Here is a 19,713-nt window from a genome sequence, read left to right as displayed (position 1 = left end):
GAATATAAAAATTAATCGAATTTTTGATAAATAATTTAGGCAATCCATAGACATAAAAAAAGCGCCATGGCTTATAAAGCCAGACGCTTTTTCAAATAACTTATTACTAATAACGAGTCATCTAAGTCTCATTATGCATTAAGCAATTTTAGGGATTTTACCTTCGTTGATGACTTCTGCATCAACCATAACGGTCTTGGCATTTTCCATAGAAGGCAGCTCGTACATGGTCTCAAGCAAGGCGTTTTCTACGATAGAACGTAGACCGCGCGCGCCAGTTTTACGCTCCATGGCTTTTTTGGCAATGGCATCAAGTGCTTCTTGCGTAAAGCTAATCTCAGCACCTTCCATATCGAACAAATACTTGTACTGTTTGACCAGTGCGTTCTTAGGTTCGGTCAGGATTTGGACTAAGGCTTCTTCATCAAGCTCTTTTAGCGCAGCAAGTACAGGTAGACGACCGATCAGCTCAGGAATCAAACCAAATTTGATCAAATCTTCTGGCTCAACTTCTTGTAGCAAGTCTGAGCTACGACGGCTGTCGTCTTTTGAGCTAACATCAGCGTTAAAACCGATACCGCCTTTTTCTGTACGTTGCTGAATGACTTTATCCAGTCCAGCAAACGCACCACCAACGATAATTAGAATGTTGCTGGTATCGACTTGGATCAGCTCTTGCTGTGGGTGCTTACGCCCGCCGTGCGGTGGAATCGCAGCAACCGTACCTTCGATAAGCTTTAGCAACGCTTGTTGTACGCCTTCACCCGATACATCACGGGTAATCGATGGATTGTCGCCTTTTTTGCTGATTTTGTCGATTTCATCAATATAGATGATACCTTGCTCAGCTTTGGCCACATCATAATCAGACGCTTGTAGTAGCTTTTGTACGATGTTCTCAACGTCTTCACCGACATAACCTGCTTCGGTCAAAGTGGTGGCATCAGCCATCGCAAACGGCACGTCAAGTAGGCGAGCCAAAGTTTGTGCTAGCAATGTCTTACCAGAACCAGTCGGACCGATCAGCAAGATGTTACTTTTTGCCAATTCTACCATGGCATCATCAGCGCCGATTTTGGCTTTTTTGCTGTCATTGGCGAGTGTTTGGCTAACTTTTAGACGTTTGTAATGGTTGTAGACAGCGACAGACAAGGCTTTCTTGGCAGCGTCCTGACCGATAACGTACTCATCAAGCTTGGCACGTAGCTCTTTTGGCGTTGGGAGTTTTTTATTGACCCAAGAAGTATCTATTTCGCTGTCGTCATCGCTGTACTCTGCGCTATCTGCGATTAGATCAGTACATAACTCGATACATTCATTACAGATGTTGGCATCGTCAGCGGCGATCAGCTGCTGGACATCGCTTTTGGCTTTACCGCAAAACGAGCAATGCGGGGTATTATCTTCTGCCATAAAAGGCGCTCCTAAAGTTTAAAACTGGTTAGTCTATTTGCGGCATATCGATCATTTTATCGATTGAATGCTTATCTCTTTCAACATTTGATAAGTCAGCTATGACAAATAGGTTGCTTTGCTGTACTGCAAATAGACTATAAATATTCTTATGATGACACTCTCAATTGAGAGACATAGCGCTTATGCTTTGATTATAAAGAATCAGGGCGGCGCTCTAATACTTCGTCAACCAAACCGTATTCTTTGGCTTCCTGTGCATCTAACCAAAAATCGCGCTCAACATCTTTTTCAATTTTTTCGAGTGGCTGACCAGTACGCTCAGATAGGATCTGGTTCAAGCGTGCGCGAGTTTTTAGAATTTCACGGGCATTGATCTCGATGTCCGTCGCTTGACCTTGCGCACCGCCTGATGGCTGGTGAATCATCACGCGAGCATTGGCGAGTGAGTAGCGCTTGCCTTTTTGACCCGCGGCCAACAAGAATGAGCCCATGCTATAAGCACCGCCCATACAGATGGTTGATACTTCCGGCTTGATGAAATTCATGGTATCAAAGATCGCCAAACCTGCGCTTACTGAGCCGCCTGGTGAATTGATATACAAATGAATGTCTTTATCTGGGTTTTCAGCTTCTAAAAATAGCAACTGCGCGACGATTAGATTGGCCATATGGTCTTCGACTTGACCGGTCAAAAAGATAACGCGCTCACGCAATAGGCGTGAAAAAATATCAAACGAGCGTTCACCACGTGAAGACTGCTCAACGACCATTGGTACTAATGCCGCTTGTGTGGTTTGTACTTCTTTGTGTGCACTCATCAGCATATCAAAATGTGGGTTAGCAGTGATACGTTCATAATCTGTCATAGAAAAGTCCTATCAATAAAGGTATAAAGTAAAAATAGCTTGAGTAATTTTATTGTCTAGTAGGTTTTGAGCTAATGGGTAGTTTATAGGGGGGCTACGCTCATTATTCAAGCCTATAAAACCCGTTTGTGCATAAAATAGGTGAAAAAGTGAGCATCCTATCTGTTTGAGCTTTTTACAAATCTAAAAAGAATACAAAAGATAGATACTGACCCAAATATCCGCAAATTAGGTGCATGCTACGGAAGCTTATCCTGATATAGATATCATAGAGCAGTGTCTCACCATACTTTTTAACATAGAATACCTGATTAACTGCCTTGCAATCTACCTATCTTACTACCCAATTGTGCAAATGGTAGGTTGTCAAAAGAATCCTTAAGCGCATTTACTCATAATTATTCTTATAAGTAGAAAGGGCAGCGTAAACTGTTATGTTAAGTGTTCAAGTTTAAATGCTAAAAAATGGTGCATATTATTAAAAGATGCCATACTTTGGTGCAAATAATTACTTATTTACGAATCATCAGTGATAAAAGGCTGATTAAAAAATAGCTAAACCAGCTTTGTCGTGTTAGTAAGAAAAAATATACAGTCAAAACCAAAATGAAATCATTATGTTGGGTGTAATGGTGGACTGCATGTAAAAGTGTTTGCATATGAGTTGGCATAATGCTTGTATAGACAGTGAAATTAACTGACTTTTTGGTCAGGAACTAGATTATCAGATCTCATTTAATGAGCAAAATGAGCAAATGAGTATATAAAATGAGTTGGGCTTCTTCTTTAACATTGAATTTTGACACTGTTAAGCGCAAAGATACTGTCAAAAGTATGGCTGCTACCGCTAAGACGCGGCTATCTCATCGTAAGCACACGGGCGCGCTTATGGTACAGCGTGCTCTATATCCTGAGCCACGTGTGCAGCAAGGCATTTGTCATATATTGATGTTATATCCGCCAGCAGGTATCGCAGGCGGTGACACGCTGACGATAGAGTTGCGTTTAGACAGTGGTAGTCATGCTGTTATCACCACACCTGGGGCGGGTAAGTGGTATGGTAAAGACAGTGTTAGCCAAAAGCATAAACACCTGTCTCATCCGTCAGCCACCTTTAGCCTTGATGTGGATACGATGGCAAAAGTTTATACCCAAGCAAGCACAAACCTGCCACCAAATGAGATGGCAGACTATGCAAGCCAACATGTGCAAGCCACACTAGCGCCCCATGCTCGCTTAGAGTGGCTGCCACAAGAGAGTATCATTTATAACGAAGCTAATATGCATGCAGTGAGCCGCTTTGATTTAGCTGATTCCTCTAGCTTACTGACATGGGAGATTAGCGTCTTCGGGCGACAAGCGTATGATGAACAGTTCCTGCAAGGGCGTTATCATACTGGATTAAATATCTACCGAGAAGGTAAGGTTATCGTTGCTGAACGTGTAGATCAGGCTGCTGGCAGTCGCTGGTTTACCTCAAATTTGGGATTAGCGAACCAGCATATTTATGGATCGTTTTGGGCCGTGCCAAGTTTGAGCGACGTCCATGACAACCTTGAATTGTCCGCATCACAGACTACGCAATCGACCGAAACAGCCCAAGCAACTATCAAGCAATCATTAACCCGCTATCTAGACAATACCGTAGCAGCATTGCGCCAAGTCATTATTCAAGCACAATTGCCTGTTTACTGCACGCATAATTGCCAAGCGATCAATATCCGCTATATTGGCTCAGATGTACGCGGTTGTTTTGAAGCGTTTTATCAGATAAGAGAAGTCTTGCGACATCATTGGTGGCAGCTTGAGCCTTGCCGGCCGCGTATTTGGGACACCTAGGTTACGGTTTTTAATAACTAAGCGACACAACCTGCTGGTCTGTTATCAGTTTCATAATAAATAAAATAAGGATTTACCATGCATCTGACCCCAACAGAAAAAGACAAACTCATGCTATTTACAGCGGGTATGGTAGCTGAGCGCCGCAAAAATCGCGGTGTTAAGCTCAATTATCCTGAAGCTATCGCTTATATCAGTATGCTACTGATGGAAGGGGCTAGAGATGGTAAAAGGGTTGCTGAATTGATGAGTGAGGGGGCCACCTATCTGTCTGCTGATGATGTCATGGAAGGGGTGGCTGAGATGGTTGACGAGGTGCAAATCGAGGCGACATTCCCTGATGGTACCAAACTGGTTACGGTACATAATCCCATCGTATAGCCCTGCTTATTACTGAAATATATCACTGAAACCTATCACTGGAATAATGACATTATAATAAGGCGGCTCCCATGCAAGCAGGCGAATACCATATCCAAGATGGCGATATTATTTTAAACCAAGGACGACAGGTGCAGACCATCAGCGTCAGCAATACTGGTGATAGACCGATCCAAATTGGCTCGCATTATCATTTCTATGAGGTTAACGACGCGCTGAGTTTTGACAGAGAGCTGACCCGCGGATATCGCCTAAATATTATCTCCGGAACAGCAGTTCGTTTTGAGCCGGGGCAATCGCGAGAGGTAGAATTGGTAGCATACGCTGGCAAGCAAGATGTATATGGTTTTGCTGGGCGTGTCATGGGCGCAGCTCATCCAGAAAAAACATCAGAGAGCGCTACTGATAAGAAGGTAGCCGCTACTTCGCAGAAGCGAGTCAGTCGTCGTATTTATGCTGAGCATTTTGGTCCTACCACAGGTGATAAAGTGCGTCTCGCTGATACTGAGCTTTGGCTACAAGTGGAGGCAGATTTGACCAGTCATACAGATATGGATCAAAAGCAGACGTCGCAAAGTGATAAAGATATTAGCCAGGCCACCGAAATCAAGGGTGAAGAAGTCAAGTTTGGTGGTGGTAAAGTCATCCGTGATGGCATGGGGCAAGGGCAACTGCTGGGTGCTGAGGTTGCCGATACGGTGATTACTAATGCGCTCGTTGTAGACTATACAGGTATCTACAAAGCCGATATTGGTATCAAAGATGGTCGTATCAGTGCTATTGGCAAAGCGGGCAACCCTGATATCCAGCCTGCCATCGATATTCCCATCGGTGGTGCTACCGAAATCATCTCTGGCGAAGGCAAAATTCTGACAGCAGGCGGTGTCGATAGTCATATTCATTTTATCGCGCCGCAGCAATGTGAGACGGCGCTGATGTCAGGAGTGACTACGATGCTGGGCGGCGGCACAGGGCCAGCTCAAGGAACGCTCGCCACCACCTGTACACCAGGGGCGTATCATATTGCCTCAATGTTAAAGTCTACTGATAGCATTCCTATGAATATTGGACTACTGGGTAAAGGTAACGTAAGTGTACCGGAACCCATTGCTGAACAAATCGAAGCAGGTGCCGTGGGGCTAAAGCTACATGAAGATTGGGGTACAACGCCGCAAGCCATCGATAATTGTCTGAGCGTCGCTGACGATTATGATGTACAGGTCGCCATTCATACCGATACTCTAAATGAAAGTGGTTATCTTGAGAGTACACTAGGCGCATTTAAAAACCGCTGTATCCATACTTTTCATACTGAAGGGGCAGGTGGTGGCCATGCGCCTGATATTCTAAAGGCGATTGGCGAGTCGCACGTGCTGCCATCTTCAACCAACCCAACGCGCCCATACACTGTAAATACCATTGATGAGCATCTCGATATGCTGATGGTTTGTCATCACTTAAGCCCTGCTATCGCAGAAGATGTGGCCTTTGCCGAAAGCCGTATTCGTCAAGAAACCATCGCCGCAGAAGATATCTTGCATGATTTGGGTGCTATCTCGATGATGAGTAGTGACTCACAAGCAATGGGGCGAGTGGGTGAAGTAGTCATTCGTACATGGCAAACCGCGCACAAAATGAAAGTTCAACGTGGCCATCTAGCACCAGATGCAACGGCCATCACTGAAGATGAGCAACAGTACATCACTTTGACAGATTATGACCAAAGCGCGGACAACGATAACTTCCGTATCAAGCGCTATATCGCAAAATATACGATAAACCCTGCGATTACGCATGGTATTAGCGATATGGTTGGATCAATCGAAGTGGGAAAATGGGCAGATATGGTGCTCTGGTCGCCCAAGTTTTTTGGGGTAAAACCTGAGTGCATTATAAAAGGCGGGCTTATCGCTGCGGTACCGATGGGCGATATTAATGCCTCTATTCCTACTCCTCAGCCTGTACATTACCGTCCTATGTTTGCCACATATCCAAAATCGGTTGCCCAGACTAGCATTACCTTTATGTCGCAAGCCGCTATTGACAAACAAGTAGATAAGCAGCTTGGGTTGACCAAAGTTATTCAGCCAGTACATGGCATCCGTGAGATTCGTAAAAGCGATATGCGCTTTAACAGCTACTGCCCAGATATGGACATCAATCCTGAGACCTATGAAGTACGTGCGGATGGTAAAACACTCACCTGTGAGCCAGCCGATATACTACCCATGGCACAGCGTTACTTTTTATTTTAGAGCTTATGATGCACGTTTATAGAAGCTCTAGAACAGTGAGCCATAAACCATGTATGCCAACAGCCAGTTGGTTTTTTGAGTGATATCGTATCTTTATTTCCAATACTTTTACCATCAATACTATTGAGCAATAGTTTGAGCAACAACAGCCAGAGAATAATAATGAAAATATTTAATACCCGTTTAAGTACGCTTAGCGGTACTCAAAAAGCGCAATTGGTAGAACAGTATCAAGCCGACGATTACCTGCTATTAGACTTTGATACTCGTCAGCATTCTCGCTTTAGAGCCATTACTGTCTCAGGTGAGGCAGTTGGTGTTGATTTGCCTCGTACAGGCGTCTTAAAAGGCGATGACGTGCTTATCAATGCAGCAGGTGAGCTGATGCAAGTCATCGCCAAGCCGCAAGCGGTGACTAAGGTAACGGCTGACAATGACTTTCTACTAATGAAAGGCGCTTATCATTTAGGTAATCGTCATGTGCCATTGATGTTTGACCACAGTTTTGATCAGGGTAATGCAAGCTATGCGCTGTACTTTGAAAACGATCATGTACTGGCACAAATGTTAGAAAACCTTGGTTTACATATTGAGTCTACCTCAGTGCCATTTGAGCCTGAAACAGGCGCTTATCAAACGGGCCAGCATTCGCATAGTCACTCTCACTCTCATTCGCATAATGACTCTCATAGTCATGAGAGTCATGATCATAGCCACAGCCACAGCCACAGCCACAGCCACGGACATCAATATAGCCATAGTCATCATGATGCGCATTTAGGTCGTTCAAATGATGGTTAATACCAGTGTCCAGCCTACTGATTCAGTCCAACTTGGACAGCTACTGATGCTGGCATCGAGCAATTTGCCAATTGGTAGCTATACCTATTCGCAAGGGGTAGAGTCAGCGATTGAGTCAGGCATTGTCTCTGACGAAGCCAGTACGCTTACATTTATGCGGGATTATCTAGCGCTTGCGGTGATTGGCTACGAGCTGCCTGTATTAGGGCTGATCATGTGCGCACTCAGCCAAGGTCATGAAGCGCTAGCGGCAAATCTAGCACACGACTATCATGCTAGCCTAGAGAGTAAAGAGTTTGTACTGGAGTCGCAGCAGCTAGCGCAGGCGATGGTGTCTTGGCTCAACGAAGTGCTAAGTCTTGGCATACCGGCCGAGATACCTGAAGATGGCTTTTTGCCGTTATTTGCTCATATTGCTCAGCATTGGCAGCTGCCATTAGCGCAGTCGATGACTACCTATGGATTTGCTCAATTAGAGAATATGGTGCTCGCTGCTGTCAAGACAGTGCCGCTAGGACAAATGGCAGGTCAGCGTATCTTATGGCAATTGCAAAGCGATCTGGGTGCGCAGGTTGATGCTCTAAGCGATAACGTCCAGCAAGCGTTTGATGATCTAATTACGTCATCAAACGCTATTGACGCTTTAAATGTGAGCGAAAAGCAGGGCTATCAGACGTTGTGCCAAGACCTCTATGAATCGCTTAATATCTCGAATAATTTGCCTAATTTAGCGATTCTCTCAAGTATGCATGAGGAGCAATACAGTCGGTTGTTCCGCTCATAGTTTTACCTTTATCAATACTTATAATTATTCCTATATAAATTCTCTAAGGAGCTTACGATGTCTCTAACCCCAATAAAACCAAAAAATACTCAAGCCGTCCCTGACTCACATATTGATAGTGAAAACTCAAATCAGACTGCCTTATCGTGCTTACGCCTTGGTATTGGTGGGCCAGTTGGTAGTGGTAAAACTGCTTTGACTCTAAGACTATGTCAAAACCTGCGCGATACAGTCAATATGGCTGTCGTGACCAATGATATTTATACTAAAGAAGACTCGCAGTTTTTGACCCGCAACAATGCCATGCCAGCTGAGCGTATTCGCGGCGTTGAGACGGGCGGCTGTCCGCATACAGCTATCCGCGAAGATGCCTCTATTAATCTGACTGCGATTGCTGAGCTACAAGCGACTTTTGAAGGGTTGGAGTTGATTATCATTGAGTCAGGTGGCGACAATCTAGCCGCAACGTTTAGTCCAGAGCTGTCTGATTTGACCTTGTACGTCATTGATGTCTCTGCAGGCGATAAGATACCTCGTAAGGGCGGCCCGGGTATCACAAAGTCTGATTTATTAATTATCAACAAGACCGACCTTGCACCAATGGTAGGTGCTTCGCTTGAGGTGATGGAGCGCGATGCCAAAAAAATGCGTGGCGACAAACCTTTTGTCTTTAGCAATATGAAAACAGGTGATGGGCTAAATGAGATTATCGCCTTTATAAAAGAACATGGCATGCTGGCTTAGCTAGTCGCCCACATCGACAATTAGAATAGTCATAATAAGGAAAAATCGTATGATAAAGGCTTCAAAAAACTCTCACTTTTCACCAGCGCTCTCAGCTCGTCATATCTTGTCTGGTTCGGCTGTGATGATGACATCGCTAATGCTACCATCATTGGCACAGGCGCACTCAGGACATATTCACTCGGCTACTATGCAAGCGCCATCATTTTTGGGCACATTGCAAGCAGGACTGATGCATCCAGTGACTGGCCTTGATCATTTGTTTTTGGCAGTCGGTATGGGCATGTTGTTTTATGGTCTACAAAAGCAGCGCTTAGGCATGATGTCATTGACGGCAGGGTTATCGTTAGGTGCAGTATTGGGCACTATTGGTGTGCTGATTGGCGGTGTTGGTTTTGCAGCATCATCTGGATTAATTGAAGTCGTTATATCATTATCGGTGGTGGTATTGGCCATGATCTTGATGAGTGATAAGAGTCGACAAGAAGCATTCTTTGCGCAGACCCATACAGCACGAACACCAAGTATTCAGCAGCTGTCATTGTTTGGTTTTGGTGGTCTGGCCGTCTTTCATGGGTTGGCACATGCGCTGGAAGTACCAGCAAACGCTGGCGTTAGTGGTCAGCTAGGATTTTATGCAGGGATGCTAGTGACAATGCTAGCATTATATAGCGTAGGCACGCTAATCAGTCAGCAGCTGCAACAGCGTCTAGGTGACAATTTATGGATACAGCGCGGGTTAGTCGTACTCGGACTGGGTGCAGTGTTTGTTCCTGCTTTTGTATAAAGTGAACTCTATGATGATTTACTAAATAAAGCGGTTATCAAGCTTCCATAAAAAATACGGCCCCGATCATCGATCGGGGCCGTATTTTTTGACATGTAGAACAAGAGCGCTACCTAAGTATTACGGTTTAACACCATATAGCGCTCAGTCTAAATTACATGCCTTGCTGTTGTTGCTGAGCCGCTAGCAAGTCTTGGTAGCTGACTTCTTTGTCAGTCACTTTACCTTGACTGATCAAGTAATCTACTACTTGGTCTTCTAATACTACAGACTCAATGTTAGCGCGCTGCTGCTTGTCATTGGTGTAGTACTCGATTACTTCTGCTGGATCTTCGTAGTTTTCAGCAGCTTCTTTGATGAAGGTTTCAACACGCTCTTGATCCACTTCTAGACCCTTGGTGTCGATAACACGGGCAACGATGATGCCAAGACGGGCAGCACGTAGCGCTTGCTCTTCAAATAGCTCATTTGGTAGCATGTCTTTATCGAAGCTATCAGCATTCGCACCGAACTGCTGAGAAAAACGTTGCATCATCATATTGCGTTGACGCTCGATTTCTTGCTCTAGCATTGCGTTTGGTACGTCAAACTCGTTCTTTTCTAGCAACGCATCAAAAGTTGCTTGCTTCACTTGGCTACGCGCAGCGTTTTTGATTTCGCGTTCCATGTTTTTGCGTACGTCTTCTTTCAACTTCTCAACGCCGCCTTCTTTTACGCCGAATAGCTCAAGAAACGCATCATCAATTTCAGGTAGCTTAGATTTTTCAACCAATTTTACGTTGATTTTGAACTGAGCTTCTTTACCAGCTAGGTTCTCAGCTTGGTAATCTTCTGGGAAAGTAACGTCGATGATTTTTTCTTCGCCAGCTTTCATGCCTTTGATACCCGCTTCAAAACCTGGAATCATCTGGTTGCTACCGATAACTAGTTTAAAGTCTTCAGCAGAGCCGCCTTCAAATTTTTCGCCGTCGATAGAGCCTTCAAAGTCAAAAGTCACTTGGTTGTCTTTTGCCGCCATGCCCTTTTTCTCAACGAATTCTTCACGTTGCTTTTGTAGGTTTTCGATCATGGTGTCAACGTCTTCTTCACTCACTTGTGCAGTGTGACGCTCAACTTCGATCTCATCGATACCTTGTACGTCAACTTCTGGGAAGATTTCAACAGTGGCCTGATATACCAAGAAATCGTCTTCAAGTTTTACGTCGTCGATGTTAGGCATGCCAACAGCGCGGATGTCTTCAGATTTGATCGCTTCAAAAACCGTATCACGGATCACATCGTTGATAACTTCTTGTTGAATGCCAGCACCGTACTGAGAGCGGATGTGTGACATAGGGACGTTACCTTTACGGAAACCGTCAATCTTGGCAGTTTTCGCCACTTGACGGATACGGCCTTCAACTTTGTTTTGAATTTTTTCAACAGGAACTTTAACCGTTAGCTGAGTTTCTTTATTAGATAGCTTGTTGGTTGTGACTTGTAAATCTGTAGCCATGTTAATTACACCTTTAAGATTAAATAGTACGTTTGATTGAGTAGTACTTAGGGTTAAATGGTAATAGACAAACCGTGCCTCAAATTACGGGCATGTACGACGGCTGCCGTTGGAATAAATAGGGGATAGTGATAATGCTGCAACTTCAAAATCAGCACCAGTAGTAATCGCCGCTGATACCAAAAGGCAAATTTGCCCAAGTTGTTAGTGCTATCAAATATCAATCATAAACCGTTAATGCACCGCATAATAACGCTTTTTGGTGAATTATACAGCCAAATAACGGATTTCAACAAAATTTTAAAAGTAGAACAGTATAATCTATCTGCTTATTAAAGTAAAAATTATCTCTTTGACGGCAGGGTTTCTGAGGTTTTTTGCTATTACAAGCGCACTTATTTTTCAAGAGAGCCTATAAAGGCAACTGCGCCAATAACTGCTGAATTGCCTGACCACGGTGACTGATGCTGTTTTTATCAGCAGCGCTCAGGCTTGCCGCACTGGCTTGCAAATCAGGTAACCAAAACAAGGGATCATAACCAAAACCACCGTCACCATGTGGCGTATCCAAGATTTCGCCATGCCATAATCCTTGAGCGATAATCGGTAATGGATCATCGGCATGACGCACCATCGCCAGTATGCATACAAACATACCCTCAATCGGCGTGTCAGGCTGGGCGTTACGTAGTGGCTGTAAATCGGCGAGAAGCTTGGCGTTGTTTTTGCCATCATTACCATGTTCGCCAGCATAGCGCGCTGAGTAGATGCCCGGTGCGTTACCGAGTGCAGGCACGCACAGTCCTGAGTCATCAGCAATGGCAGGTAGTCCGCTGATACGGCTGGCATGACGGGCTTTGATAATGGCGTTTTCGACAAAGCTCAACCCGTCCTCAATCGCATCGTCGATATCGAGCTGACCTTGCGGGATGATGGTCACATCCAAATTCGCTTTAGCAAATAGCCGTTTAAACTCAGCCAATTTGCCTTTATTGTTACTGGCCAGTACCCATTGGTTGCCAGATGTCGGATGGGTAGCAGTTAACGAGGTATCAGTGGTGCTCATAGAGTCAGTCCGTTATATGAAAATGATGAAAAATTATTATTCGAGTGGGCTTTATTTATCTTCTGTAGTGCTAATTGGTAAATTATTTGTCGATTGAAGTAGTTATGCTAATAATGATAACGCATGAGTTTGGAGTGAATGCAGTTACCGCGTAATAAATAACCAATCGCTATACAGATTGTACGGGCTATAACATTTGGTAACTGATATTATTGGTCACTATTGCTATAATAGATACCAAGCTACAGTGAATTATATCTTATAGCTTGTGAATATTAAGTTAATAAAAGTCTATAAAGTCAGATACTTGGCTTTTTGACGAAGAATAATAGCAATAAGTAACCGCTAGGTTAATTTTGGATTCATAATGATACGTGATATTGTATTGAGCAGTACCGTGTATCAAGCGATAAAGTTCATTTCAAACAATAAACTCAGCCAATTTAGTCCGCTATTTTATAGTGTTTTTTGCGGTGTAAAAATAGCGTAAAATTCAGTTTCTATAAGCAATTTTTTATAAACTAACGGCTAAACAGCAAGGATAAAATAATTATGTCAAACATTACTTTACCAGACCTACCATATGCAAAAGACGCACTAGAGCCACATATCAGTGCCGAAACGCTAGAGTATCATCATGACAAGCATCATGCTGCTTATGTAAATAAGTTGAAAGAATTGCTACCAGGTTCTGGTCTAGAAGACAAAACATTGCCTGAAATCATTAAGGCAGCGTCTGAAAGTGAAAGTACTCAAAACTTGTTCAACCAAGCAGCTCAAGTATGGAACCATACGTTCTACTGGAACTGCATGACGCCAACAAATGGCGGCGGCGAACCTACTGGCGATCTAAAAGCAAAAATTGAAGAAGATTTCGGTAGCTACGACAAGTTCCGTGAAGAGTTCAAAAATGCAGCATTGACTCAGTTTGGTTCAGGTTGGGCATGGCTAGTTGCTGATAAAGTCGGTGGCAAATTGTCAATCGCCAAAACGGCTAACGCTGATACCCCACTTGCACATGACCAAGTAGCGGTATTGACTTGTGATGTATGGGAACACGCGTACTATGTAGACTACCGTAACCGTCGTCCTGACTATGTTGACACGTTCCTAGATAAGCTCGTGAATTGGGACTACGCAAATGCAAAATATAAAGGTCAAGATGCTGGCGTTGAAGAGTAATCTTTAACAACTAAATATTTGATTGAAAAAAGGACACCGCGAGGTGTCCTTTTTTTTGTGATAACTTTTTATATAGCTTTCTATTTCGATATCTGATCAAAACATATTTTTGATAGAGCATCGCCATTACGCTATTAGGCGATACCGCCGTTTGCGCCGATATTTTGTCCAGTGACCCAAGCCGCTTCTTCACTGACTAAAAATGCTACCACACGAGCGATATCAACTGGTTCACCGATACGGTTAAACGGTGACATGCTAGCAAGTCTCTCTACCGTGTCATCCGTCTTACCTTGATGGAATAGCTCGGTATCAGTAGGGCCGGGAGATACTGCATTGACCGTGATGTTGCGCTCGCCGACCTCTTTGGCAAATATACGGGTCAGCTGATCGACCGCGCCTTTGGTCGCACAGTAAGTGCCATAACTAGGTAACAGCATGCGAGTGGTCGTACTTGAGAGGTTTACAACACGGCCACCGTCATTGAGTTTAGTCGCAGCTTCACGCAATGTATTGAACGTACCTTTTACATTAATAGTAAATATACGATCAAAGTCTTCGTCGGTGGTCTCGGCAATGGGTTTATTAATCATTATGCCTGCGCTATTGACCAGAATATCTGGCTTACCAAACGCGCTGATAGTGGCATCAAACATTGCTTCGACTTGCTTGGTATTGCTAACATCAGCTTGAACGGCAATGGCTTCACCGCCTGCTGATTTAATCTGGCTTACGATATTATTGGCTGCTGCATCATCATTTGCATAATTAATGACGGTTTTAGCCCCTGATTTTGCGAGCGATAAGGCTATTTGCGCGCCGATACCTTTTGATGAACCGGTTACAATCGCGACTTTATTTTTTAGTTTTGTCATCGATACTATCTCCAATAGTATAAGTGAATATCAGTACGCTTATATTGCATCTTGACTGATGTCTCTTGATTAGTAGGATATAAGTTACCAGTGTGCAAAACGAATAAGTAGAGCGATTCTGTATGCTTGTTTTTAGATAAATTTATCTATTGTGTCTATGAGAATGTAAAGTGCGTAAATAAGGATATTTGTTGAAAAGTAGTCTTTATTTGCTAAAGGTTTAGATGAAGGGTAAAGGCGTTATAAGGTAGTTTCTTAAGTCTGATAAAATGTCTACTTTTGCTTATTTCTGCGTTCAATAAGTACTTCATTTTGTAGTGTAATTAGGGCGACTCATTAACTTTACATTATTTCTTTTCATTGTAAATATCACCGTTCATTCAATTTAAAGATTTATTATTAATAATATATTATACAAATCAAACACAATGCTGTAATATAACTTACATACATATGTCGAGTTCAGCTTTCTAAGCTGAAAGATAAATTAATATTCGTTGGAGCAGCAAAGTGTCTTTAGCATATCTATCAAAAATAAGTGTTCTTACCATTCTAGCAGTAGGCATTGTTGCGTGCAGCAGCACTGGTAATGGTTCTTCAAACTTATCTACAAACGTAAATCCACCAATAGAACAAACTGAAGCTGAAAAGGCTGAAGCTGAAAAGGCTGCTGCTGAGAAGGCTGCTGCTGAGAAGGCCGCTGCTGAAAAAGCTGCTGCTGAAAAGGCCGCTGCTGAGAAGGCCGCTGCTGAGAAGGCCGCTGCTGAAAAAGCTGCTGCTGAAAAGGCTGATGCTGAAAAGGCTGCTGCTGAAAAGGCTGAAGCGGAACGCTTGCAGAAAATTGAAACTAACCGTGTCGCATTATTAGCCGCAGCTAAAAAGTCTGGATTAACTGATCAGCAAGCTGCGGCTTATGCCGAGGCTAATAAAACAGCTAATGCAACAGATGCGCAAATTGTGTTAGATTCTATCGTCGCAGATAATGCTAAGAAAGCTCTATTAGCAGAAGCGAGTGCAGCAAAAGGTATTTCAGATGCTAGGTATCCAGTTGGTGCTATTACGGCCAGTACAAGAGCATCTAGTAGTAGTATAAGAAACGCGCTTACGCAAGAATCTAGAATCCAATCTGTAGTCTACAACCAGCCGTATTCTGTTGTTATGGGTGATTATTCAGGTCAAATTTCATATAACAATCAGACAGGCGCTATAATCACAGACAGTAGAGAATCAGATATTTCTATCAGAGGTTTAAAAACTACGGCAGATGCCATCCCAATGCTGGGAAGTGCTACTTACACGGGTAAAGCTTTTAACGGTACTTATCAAAACTCTTTTAATTCAAGCACTTTTGAAACTACGAACAGTATCAAGGAAGGTACTTTATCTTACAATATTAATTTTGCTGATCGTACTGGCTCTGGAACAATCACTGGATTAGGCGATACCGTTAATTTACAGCAAGGTGTAATTTCAGGAACTGGAATATCTGCAGTAGCTCAACAAGGTTTCAAAGACGGAAACTACTTGCTAGATTTCTATGGTAAAAAAGCTGAAGAGATTGCTGGTAAGGTTGTATTTGATGGTAAAGACACGATTGGCTTCGGTGGCACTCGTGGTGAAGTTTCTAAGTAATAGAAAACTTATCCTTAAATAAACAAAACCGTTTGAAGTATTATTCTGTATTTCAAACGGTTTTTTCGTCATATTGGTAAAATATAATGAAAGTAAAGCTCTATGCAGCCTGCTGTATCGCATTATCTACCACAGCCATAGCCCAAGAATCACCACCAACCCAAACCGTGTTCTTCGAAAAGACACCACAAATACAACCAGAATTACTACTTAACCAACCTAGTCTTAATACGCCAAATATTGCACCACTAGCAGAAGGTAGCAGTCTAGAAAAAAGCATTAATTTCGCTATTGTCAGTAAAGATTGGCAAAAACTAGAAGAACTATTAGCTAAATATCGTACGACTGTAAACTTCGATGCAATTTTATACAACTATGGATTAGGTGCACTATATCGACATCAGGGCCGCCAAAAAGAAGCCATTACGTTATATCAGAAACTACTAGAGCGTCAACCAGATTTATATTATCCAAGATTTGATTTGGCAATGATGTTATATGAAGATAAGCGTTATGCTGAAGCAAAGGTGCAATTAGAGACTGCTGAACCCTATCTTGCACCAGCGCTACAAGCTCTGGTTAGTCAGATATTAAGCAGTATCAAAAAGTCTCAAGAGTGGCAGCCCACGCTAAACTTCAGTTATGAATCCACTGACAACGTCAATCAGGCGTCTGATTTGAAAGAATTAGTGATTGGTGAAGCCACATTTATTCGTAGTGATGACTCACTCCCGCAAGACGCACACGGCATACGTTATGAAATCGGTGCTACGCAAGAAAAAAACCTTGAAGGTAATCATTATATTTATAAAAACGTAGACTTAGGCGGTGTAAGCTATTGGGATAATAGTGACTATAGTGAATTAACATTGCAGTCAAATTTAGGCTATCGTTATAAAGATATCAAGCAATCATGGGGTGTTATAACGACGGTCGAGCAAAACTTGCTAGGTGGGGGTCGATATAATAAGAACTATGCTGCGACTTTAGAATACAGTCGACAAATATCAGACCAATGGCAAGTATCTAGTAGCTTCACACATTTGCAAAAACGTTATGAAGGGGATGACTTAGCCAATTATTACAATGGTCATGCTAACAGTACCGCATGGATTTTGCTTTACCAACCAAAACCTAGATGGCTAATTTATGTGGGTACAGACTTGATGCGCGATGACTTGAAGGATCAGGCTGAGTCGTCAGATCGTTACGGTATACGCGGCGGAATGGCATTCTCTGGGAATGAAATTAGTTTGAGAAGTAGTTTCCGTTACGCTCAGCGAGATTTTAAAGCAGATAATTTCTTTTATGGTGAAAAACGTAAAGATGATGAATACCAATTTAGTACAACCCTAGGACATAGAAAACTTAGTTGGAAAGGGTTCACACCAAAATTAAACTATGAGTACCAGAAAATTGATAGTAATTTGTCACTTTATGAGCGTAGTAACAGCATAGCCTTTGTAAAAGTAGATAAAAGTTTTTGATTTTTTTATGCAACGTTAAACAAGAGCAGTAAATATTCACATTCTCTTTAGGTTTTTTCAGGCTCTATCAAGAATGTTACTCCTATATATTCACCGTACATTCACAAAACCTCAAACCCGAACTTGCCCAACACTTCTCGCAGCATCGCAATATTGTAATAGGCATGCGCATTTACAGTGTTTTGAAAGAAAATGTAGAGCGTATCAAAGTGCTGACGCTGATTGGCAATCGCTTGCGCCCAGTCCTGCATCTCCGCCTCGCTATAGCGATAATCATGACGGTCAGCCGCGCTCATCGCATCCCACCAGTTCAGGTTATTGCCATGCATACGCAAATAACCAGTACGTTCAGTAAATATCAGTCGTGATGGTGGTAGCCCGCCGACTTTGGGGTAATCGACACTGCACCAAATCAGCCCCTGCTCGCGAAAGCTATCGATCACTTGCGGGGTGTGCCAGCCGTGGTGGCGAAATTCGATAGCAAGCGGATAGTCCTTAAACCAGCTGACAAGCTCTGCTAAGTAGAGACGATGCTCGCGAGTACGATCAAAGCCATGCGGGAACTGGAGCAATAATGGCGCTAAGGCGTCGGCATCCACCAGTGGGGTAAGCGCCTGCAAAAATGCTTGTGCGTGCTCGGCAGTGCCTTTACGAGCATGAGTAAAGTCTTGGTGCAGTTTGACGGCGAATTTCAACTCGCTTTCAGCTTGTACATAAGCTTTATCAACCATCCCAGCAAAGGCTTTTTGTCCGATGGGCGCATAAAATGTGCTGTTTATTTCAACTGCACTATATTGCTTGGCGTATTCACGTAAAAAGTCGGTCTTTTTGGTGTCAGTAGGATACAGCGTACCGAGTAAGTCAGTATCGCTATAGCCACCAGTGCCAAGATAAATACGCGGGGTAGGGGAACTGTCCATGTTGACCACTCACTGCCGTTTGAGGTGATAAAGTTTTCTGAGCTGTTTTCATTCAGCGGCTATTCATTAGCTATTTCTTACGTGACCACAGCCATTCAATCAGTGCCAGTAGTGCGTCATTGTCTTGATTATCGCTGAGTTCGCGACTGATAGCTGCACGCCCATCATTGAAAAGCGACTGCGCATAGCTGGTCGCGTCATCGACACCCATCAGTTTTACATAAGTAGATTTGTCTAATTTTTCATCACTACCCGCAGGTTTACCAAGCGTATCAGTCGTCATCGTGACGTCCAATACATCGTCTTGAACTTGAAAGGCGAGGCCAATATGCTGAGCACAGTCTTGCAATGCCATACGCTGCGGAGCCGTTGCGCCAGCACAGACGCCGCCCATGAGCATGGCCGCTTCAATCAGTGCACCTGTCTTGTCACGATGGATGGCTTCTAAATCGTTTTGCACAATATCAGTACTGGCTTCGGCATTGAGATCCAGCATTTGACCTGACACCATGCGTCTAGCGCGCGGGGCAAATATGGCCAATAGCTGACTTGCAATATGCGCATCGAATGGCGCAAAGGTTGGCATTTCCGCGGTCAATACTTCAAACGCGAGCGTCTGCAATACATCTCCTGCTAGCAGTGCCGTCGCTTCATCAAAGGCAATATGAGCAGTCGGTTGCCCACGGCGCAGCTCGTCATCATCCATACATGGCAAATCATCATGCACCAACGAATAGGTATGTAGTAGCTCTACGGCCAATGCAGCACGGCGCGACATATCATAGTCCGAGTCGTTTTCTAGCAATGAGTCTAGATCAGTATTGAGCATGTCGATTTCGTCATTGCGCTCGTCTGTACGTTCACTATTACCGCTATTAATACTGGCAAAAGCACTGGCAACCATCAATGGGCGTACCAACTTACCTTGACCCGTCATGACATAACGACAGGCATCTACCAGTGGGCTTGGCAGCTTGGCATAAGCAAACAAGACCTCAATATCTTGCGCCAATTGCGCGCGCACAGCACCATGAAATTGCTCAGTGCTTTGAAAAGAAACAGCGTTAAAAGGGGTAAAGCCAGAAGAGATAGCGCTAGAAGTAAGGGAAACCGTCATAATCCAACCATTTATCAGAGATACAATGAAAACTTATTAAGGACAAGGTAAAAACGGTATTAGTGT

The 19,713-nt window shown here is 43.4% G+C and carries 17 protein-coding genes; 10 read left to right on the top strand and 7 right to left on the bottom strand.

The window, feature by feature from the left end:
* Window positions 1-138: 138 nt before the first annotated feature.
* Both clpX and clpP read right to left on the bottom strand, forming a co-directional pair.
* Window positions 139-1,413, bottom strand: a complete 1,275-nt coding sequence (gene clpX / locus I3255_RS12050) for an ATP-dependent protease ATP-binding subunit ClpX (RefSeq protein WP_238039034.1) — start codon at window positions 1,411-1,413, stop codon at window positions 139-141.
* A gap of 194 nt (window positions 1,414-1,607) precedes the next feature.
* Window positions 1,608-2,234 carry an ATP-dependent Clp endopeptidase proteolytic subunit ClpP gene (clpP, locus tag I3255_RS12045; RefSeq protein ID WP_269117322.1) on the bottom strand — a complete coding sequence of 209 codons (627 nt, stop codon included), beginning with the start codon at window positions 2,232-2,234 and terminating at the stop codon, window positions 1,608-1,610.
* A gap of 816 nt (window positions 2,235-3,050) precedes the next feature.
* Between clpP and I3255_RS12040 the strand changes: the two genes are divergently transcribed.
* The 7 genes from I3255_RS12040 (at window position 3,051) to I3255_RS12010 (ending at window position 9,873) form a co-directional block, all read left to right on the top strand.
* Window positions 3,051-4,121 carry an urease accessory protein UreD gene (locus I3255_RS12040; protein WP_238039033.1) on the top strand — a complete coding sequence of 357 codons (1,071 nt, stop codon included), beginning with the start codon at window positions 3,051-3,053 and terminating at the stop codon, window positions 4,119-4,121.
* Window positions 4,122-4,199: 78 nt separating this feature from the next.
* Window positions 4,200-4,502 (top strand): urease subunit gamma, encoded by a 303-nt coding sequence (gene ureA / locus I3255_RS12035; protein ID WP_057761815.1) that lies wholly within the window; start codon window positions 4,200-4,202, stop codon window positions 4,500-4,502.
* A gap of 71 nt (window positions 4,503-4,573) precedes the next feature.
* A complete protein-coding gene (gene ureC / locus I3255_RS12030; RefSeq protein ID WP_238039032.1) occupies window positions 4,574-6,757 on the top strand; it encodes an urease subunit alpha in 2,184 nt (727 codons plus the stop codon).
* A gap of 162 nt (window positions 6,758-6,919) precedes the next feature.
* Window positions 6,920-7,558, top strand: coding sequence for an urease accessory protein UreE (ureE, locus tag I3255_RS12025; RefSeq protein ID WP_238039031.1), 639 nt, complete (start codon window positions 6,920-6,922; stop codon window positions 7,556-7,558).
* Window positions 7,548-8,342: an urease accessory UreF family protein gene (locus I3255_RS12020; RefSeq protein WP_238039030.1), complete on the top strand. Its 795-nt coding sequence runs from the start codon at window positions 7,548-7,550 to the stop codon at window positions 8,340-8,342. Before ureE ends, I3255_RS12020 begins: the two co-directional genes overlap by 11 nt.
* 57 nt (window positions 8,343-8,399) lie before the next feature.
* Window positions 8,400-9,086: an urease accessory protein UreG gene (gene ureG / locus I3255_RS12015; RefSeq protein WP_238039029.1), complete on the top strand. Its 687-nt coding sequence runs from the start codon at window positions 8,400-8,402 to the stop codon at window positions 9,084-9,086.
* A gap of 49 nt (window positions 9,087-9,135) precedes the next feature.
* On the top strand, window positions 9,136-9,873 hold the full coding sequence (locus I3255_RS12010) for a HupE/UreJ family protein (RefSeq protein WP_238039028.1): 738 nt from the start codon (window positions 9,136-9,138) through the stop codon (window positions 9,871-9,873).
* A 154-nt stretch (window positions 9,874-10,027) separates the two neighbouring features.
* Here the strand turns inward: I3255_RS12010 and tig are convergent, their stop codons facing one another.
* Together tig and rdgB are read right to left on the bottom strand one after the other, a co-directional pair.
* Window positions 10,028-11,368, bottom strand: coding sequence for a trigger factor (tig, locus tag I3255_RS12005; RefSeq protein WP_238039027.1), 1,341 nt, complete (start codon window positions 11,366-11,368; stop codon window positions 10,028-10,030).
* A 412-nt stretch (window positions 11,369-11,780) separates the two neighbouring features.
* Window positions 11,781-12,434, bottom strand: a complete 654-nt coding sequence (rdgB, locus tag I3255_RS12000; protein ID WP_238039026.1) for an RdgB/HAM1 family non-canonical purine NTP pyrophosphatase — start codon at window positions 12,432-12,434, stop codon at window positions 11,781-11,783.
* A 552-nt stretch (window positions 12,435-12,986) separates the two neighbouring features.
* Between rdgB and I3255_RS11995 the strand changes: the two genes are divergently transcribed.
* Entirely contained in the window at window positions 12,987-13,616 is a 630-nt protein-coding gene (locus I3255_RS11995; protein WP_238039025.1) for a superoxide dismutase, read from the top strand.
* Window positions 13,617-13,750: 134 nt separating this feature from the next.
* Here I3255_RS11995 and I3255_RS11990 read toward each other — a convergent pair whose 3' ends face one another.
* Window positions 13,751-14,491, bottom strand: coding sequence for an SDR family oxidoreductase (locus I3255_RS11990; protein WP_238039024.1), 741 nt, complete (start codon window positions 14,489-14,491; stop codon window positions 13,751-13,753).
* 510 nt (window positions 14,492-15,001) lie between these two features.
* Between I3255_RS11990 and I3255_RS11985 the strand changes: the two genes are divergently transcribed.
* Both I3255_RS11985 and I3255_RS11980 read left to right on the top strand, forming a co-directional pair.
* Window positions 15,002-16,123 (top strand): Slam-dependent surface lipoprotein, encoded by a 1,122-nt coding sequence (locus I3255_RS11985; protein ID WP_238039023.1) that lies wholly within the window; start codon window positions 15,002-15,004, stop codon window positions 16,121-16,123.
* 86 nt (window positions 16,124-16,209) lie between these two features.
* The gene (locus I3255_RS11980) at window positions 16,210-17,610 is read left to right on the top strand and encodes a porin family protein (RefSeq protein WP_238039022.1); all 1,401 of its coding nucleotides are present in this window, start codon (window positions 16,210-16,212) and stop codon (window positions 17,608-17,610) included.
* Window positions 17,611-17,711: 101 nt separating this feature from the next.
* Here I3255_RS11980 and I3255_RS11975 read toward each other — a convergent pair whose 3' ends face one another.
* Together I3255_RS11975 and I3255_RS11970 are read right to left on the bottom strand one after the other, a co-directional pair.
* Window positions 17,712-18,530 (bottom strand): DUF72 domain-containing protein, encoded by an 819-nt coding sequence (locus I3255_RS11975; RefSeq protein ID WP_238039021.1) that lies wholly within the window; start codon window positions 18,528-18,530, stop codon window positions 17,712-17,714.
* A gap of 70 nt (window positions 18,531-18,600) precedes the next feature.
* The gene (locus tag I3255_RS11970; protein ID WP_238039020.1) at window positions 18,601-19,647 is read right to left on the bottom strand and encodes a polyprenyl synthetase family protein; all 1,047 of its coding nucleotides are present in this window, start codon (window positions 19,645-19,647) and stop codon (window positions 18,601-18,603) included.
* Between the last annotated feature and the right edge of the window lie 66 nt (window positions 19,648-19,713).

Origin of the sequence: Psychrobacter sp. Ps6 (genome assembly GCF_022129235.1) — a bacterium.
Taxonomy (GTDB): Bacteria; Pseudomonadota; Gammaproteobacteria; order Pseudomonadales; family Moraxellaceae; genus Psychrobacter.
Note: the sequence above shows the minus strand (reverse complement) of the source record. Positions and strands in the feature narration are given on the sequence as shown.

Excerpts from the sequence above, each read along its gene's own strand:
- clpX (WP_238039034.1), bottom strand. The coding sequence starts at position 1,413 with ATGGCAGAAGATAATACCCCGCATTGCTCGTTTTGCGGTAAAGCCAAA.
- clpP (WP_269117322.1), bottom strand. The coding sequence starts at position 2,234 with ATGAGTGCACACAAAGAAGTACAAACCACACAAGCGGCATTAGTACCA.
- I3255_RS12040 (WP_238039033.1), top strand. The coding sequence starts at position 3,051 with ATGAGTTGGGCTTCTTCTTTAACATTGAATTTTGACACTGTTAAGCGC.
- ureA (WP_057761815.1), top strand. The coding sequence starts at position 4,200 with ATGCATCTGACCCCAACAGAAAAAGACAAACTCATGCTATTTACAGCG.
- ureC (WP_238039032.1), top strand. The coding sequence starts at position 4,574 with ATGCAAGCAGGCGAATACCATATCCAAGATGGCGATATTATTTTAAAC.
- ureE (WP_238039031.1), top strand. The coding sequence starts at position 6,920 with ATGAAAATATTTAATACCCGTTTAAGTACGCTTAGCGGTACTCAAAAA.
- I3255_RS12020 (WP_238039030.1), top strand. The coding sequence starts at position 7,548 with ATGATGGTTAATACCAGTGTCCAGCCTACTGATTCAGTCCAACTTGGA.
- ureG (WP_238039029.1), top strand. The coding sequence starts at position 8,400 with ATGTCTCTAACCCCAATAAAACCAAAAAATACTCAAGCCGTCCCTGAC.
- I3255_RS12010 (WP_238039028.1), top strand. The coding sequence starts at position 9,136 with ATGATAAAGGCTTCAAAAAACTCTCACTTTTCACCAGCGCTCTCAGCT.
- tig (WP_238039027.1), bottom strand. The coding sequence starts at position 11,368 with ATGGCTACAGATTTACAAGTCACAACCAACAAGCTATCTAATAAAGAA.
- rdgB (WP_238039026.1), bottom strand. The coding sequence starts at position 12,434 with ATGAGCACCACTGATACCTCGTTAACTGCTACCCATCCGACATCTGGC.
- I3255_RS11995 (WP_238039025.1), top strand. The coding sequence starts at position 12,987 with ATGTCAAACATTACTTTACCAGACCTACCATATGCAAAAGACGCACTA.
- I3255_RS11990 (WP_238039024.1), bottom strand. The coding sequence starts at position 14,491 with ATGACAAAACTAAAAAATAAAGTCGCGATTGTAACCGGTTCATCAAAA.
- I3255_RS11980 (WP_238039022.1), top strand. The coding sequence starts at position 16,210 with ATGAAAGTAAAGCTCTATGCAGCCTGCTGTATCGCATTATCTACCACA.
- I3255_RS11975 (WP_238039021.1), bottom strand. The coding sequence starts at position 18,530 with ATGGACAGTTCCCCTACCCCGCGTATTTATCTTGGCACTGGTGGCTAT.
- I3255_RS11970 (WP_238039020.1), bottom strand. The coding sequence starts at position 19,647 with ATGACGGTTTCCCTTACTTCTAGCGCTATCTCTTCTGGCTTTACCCCT.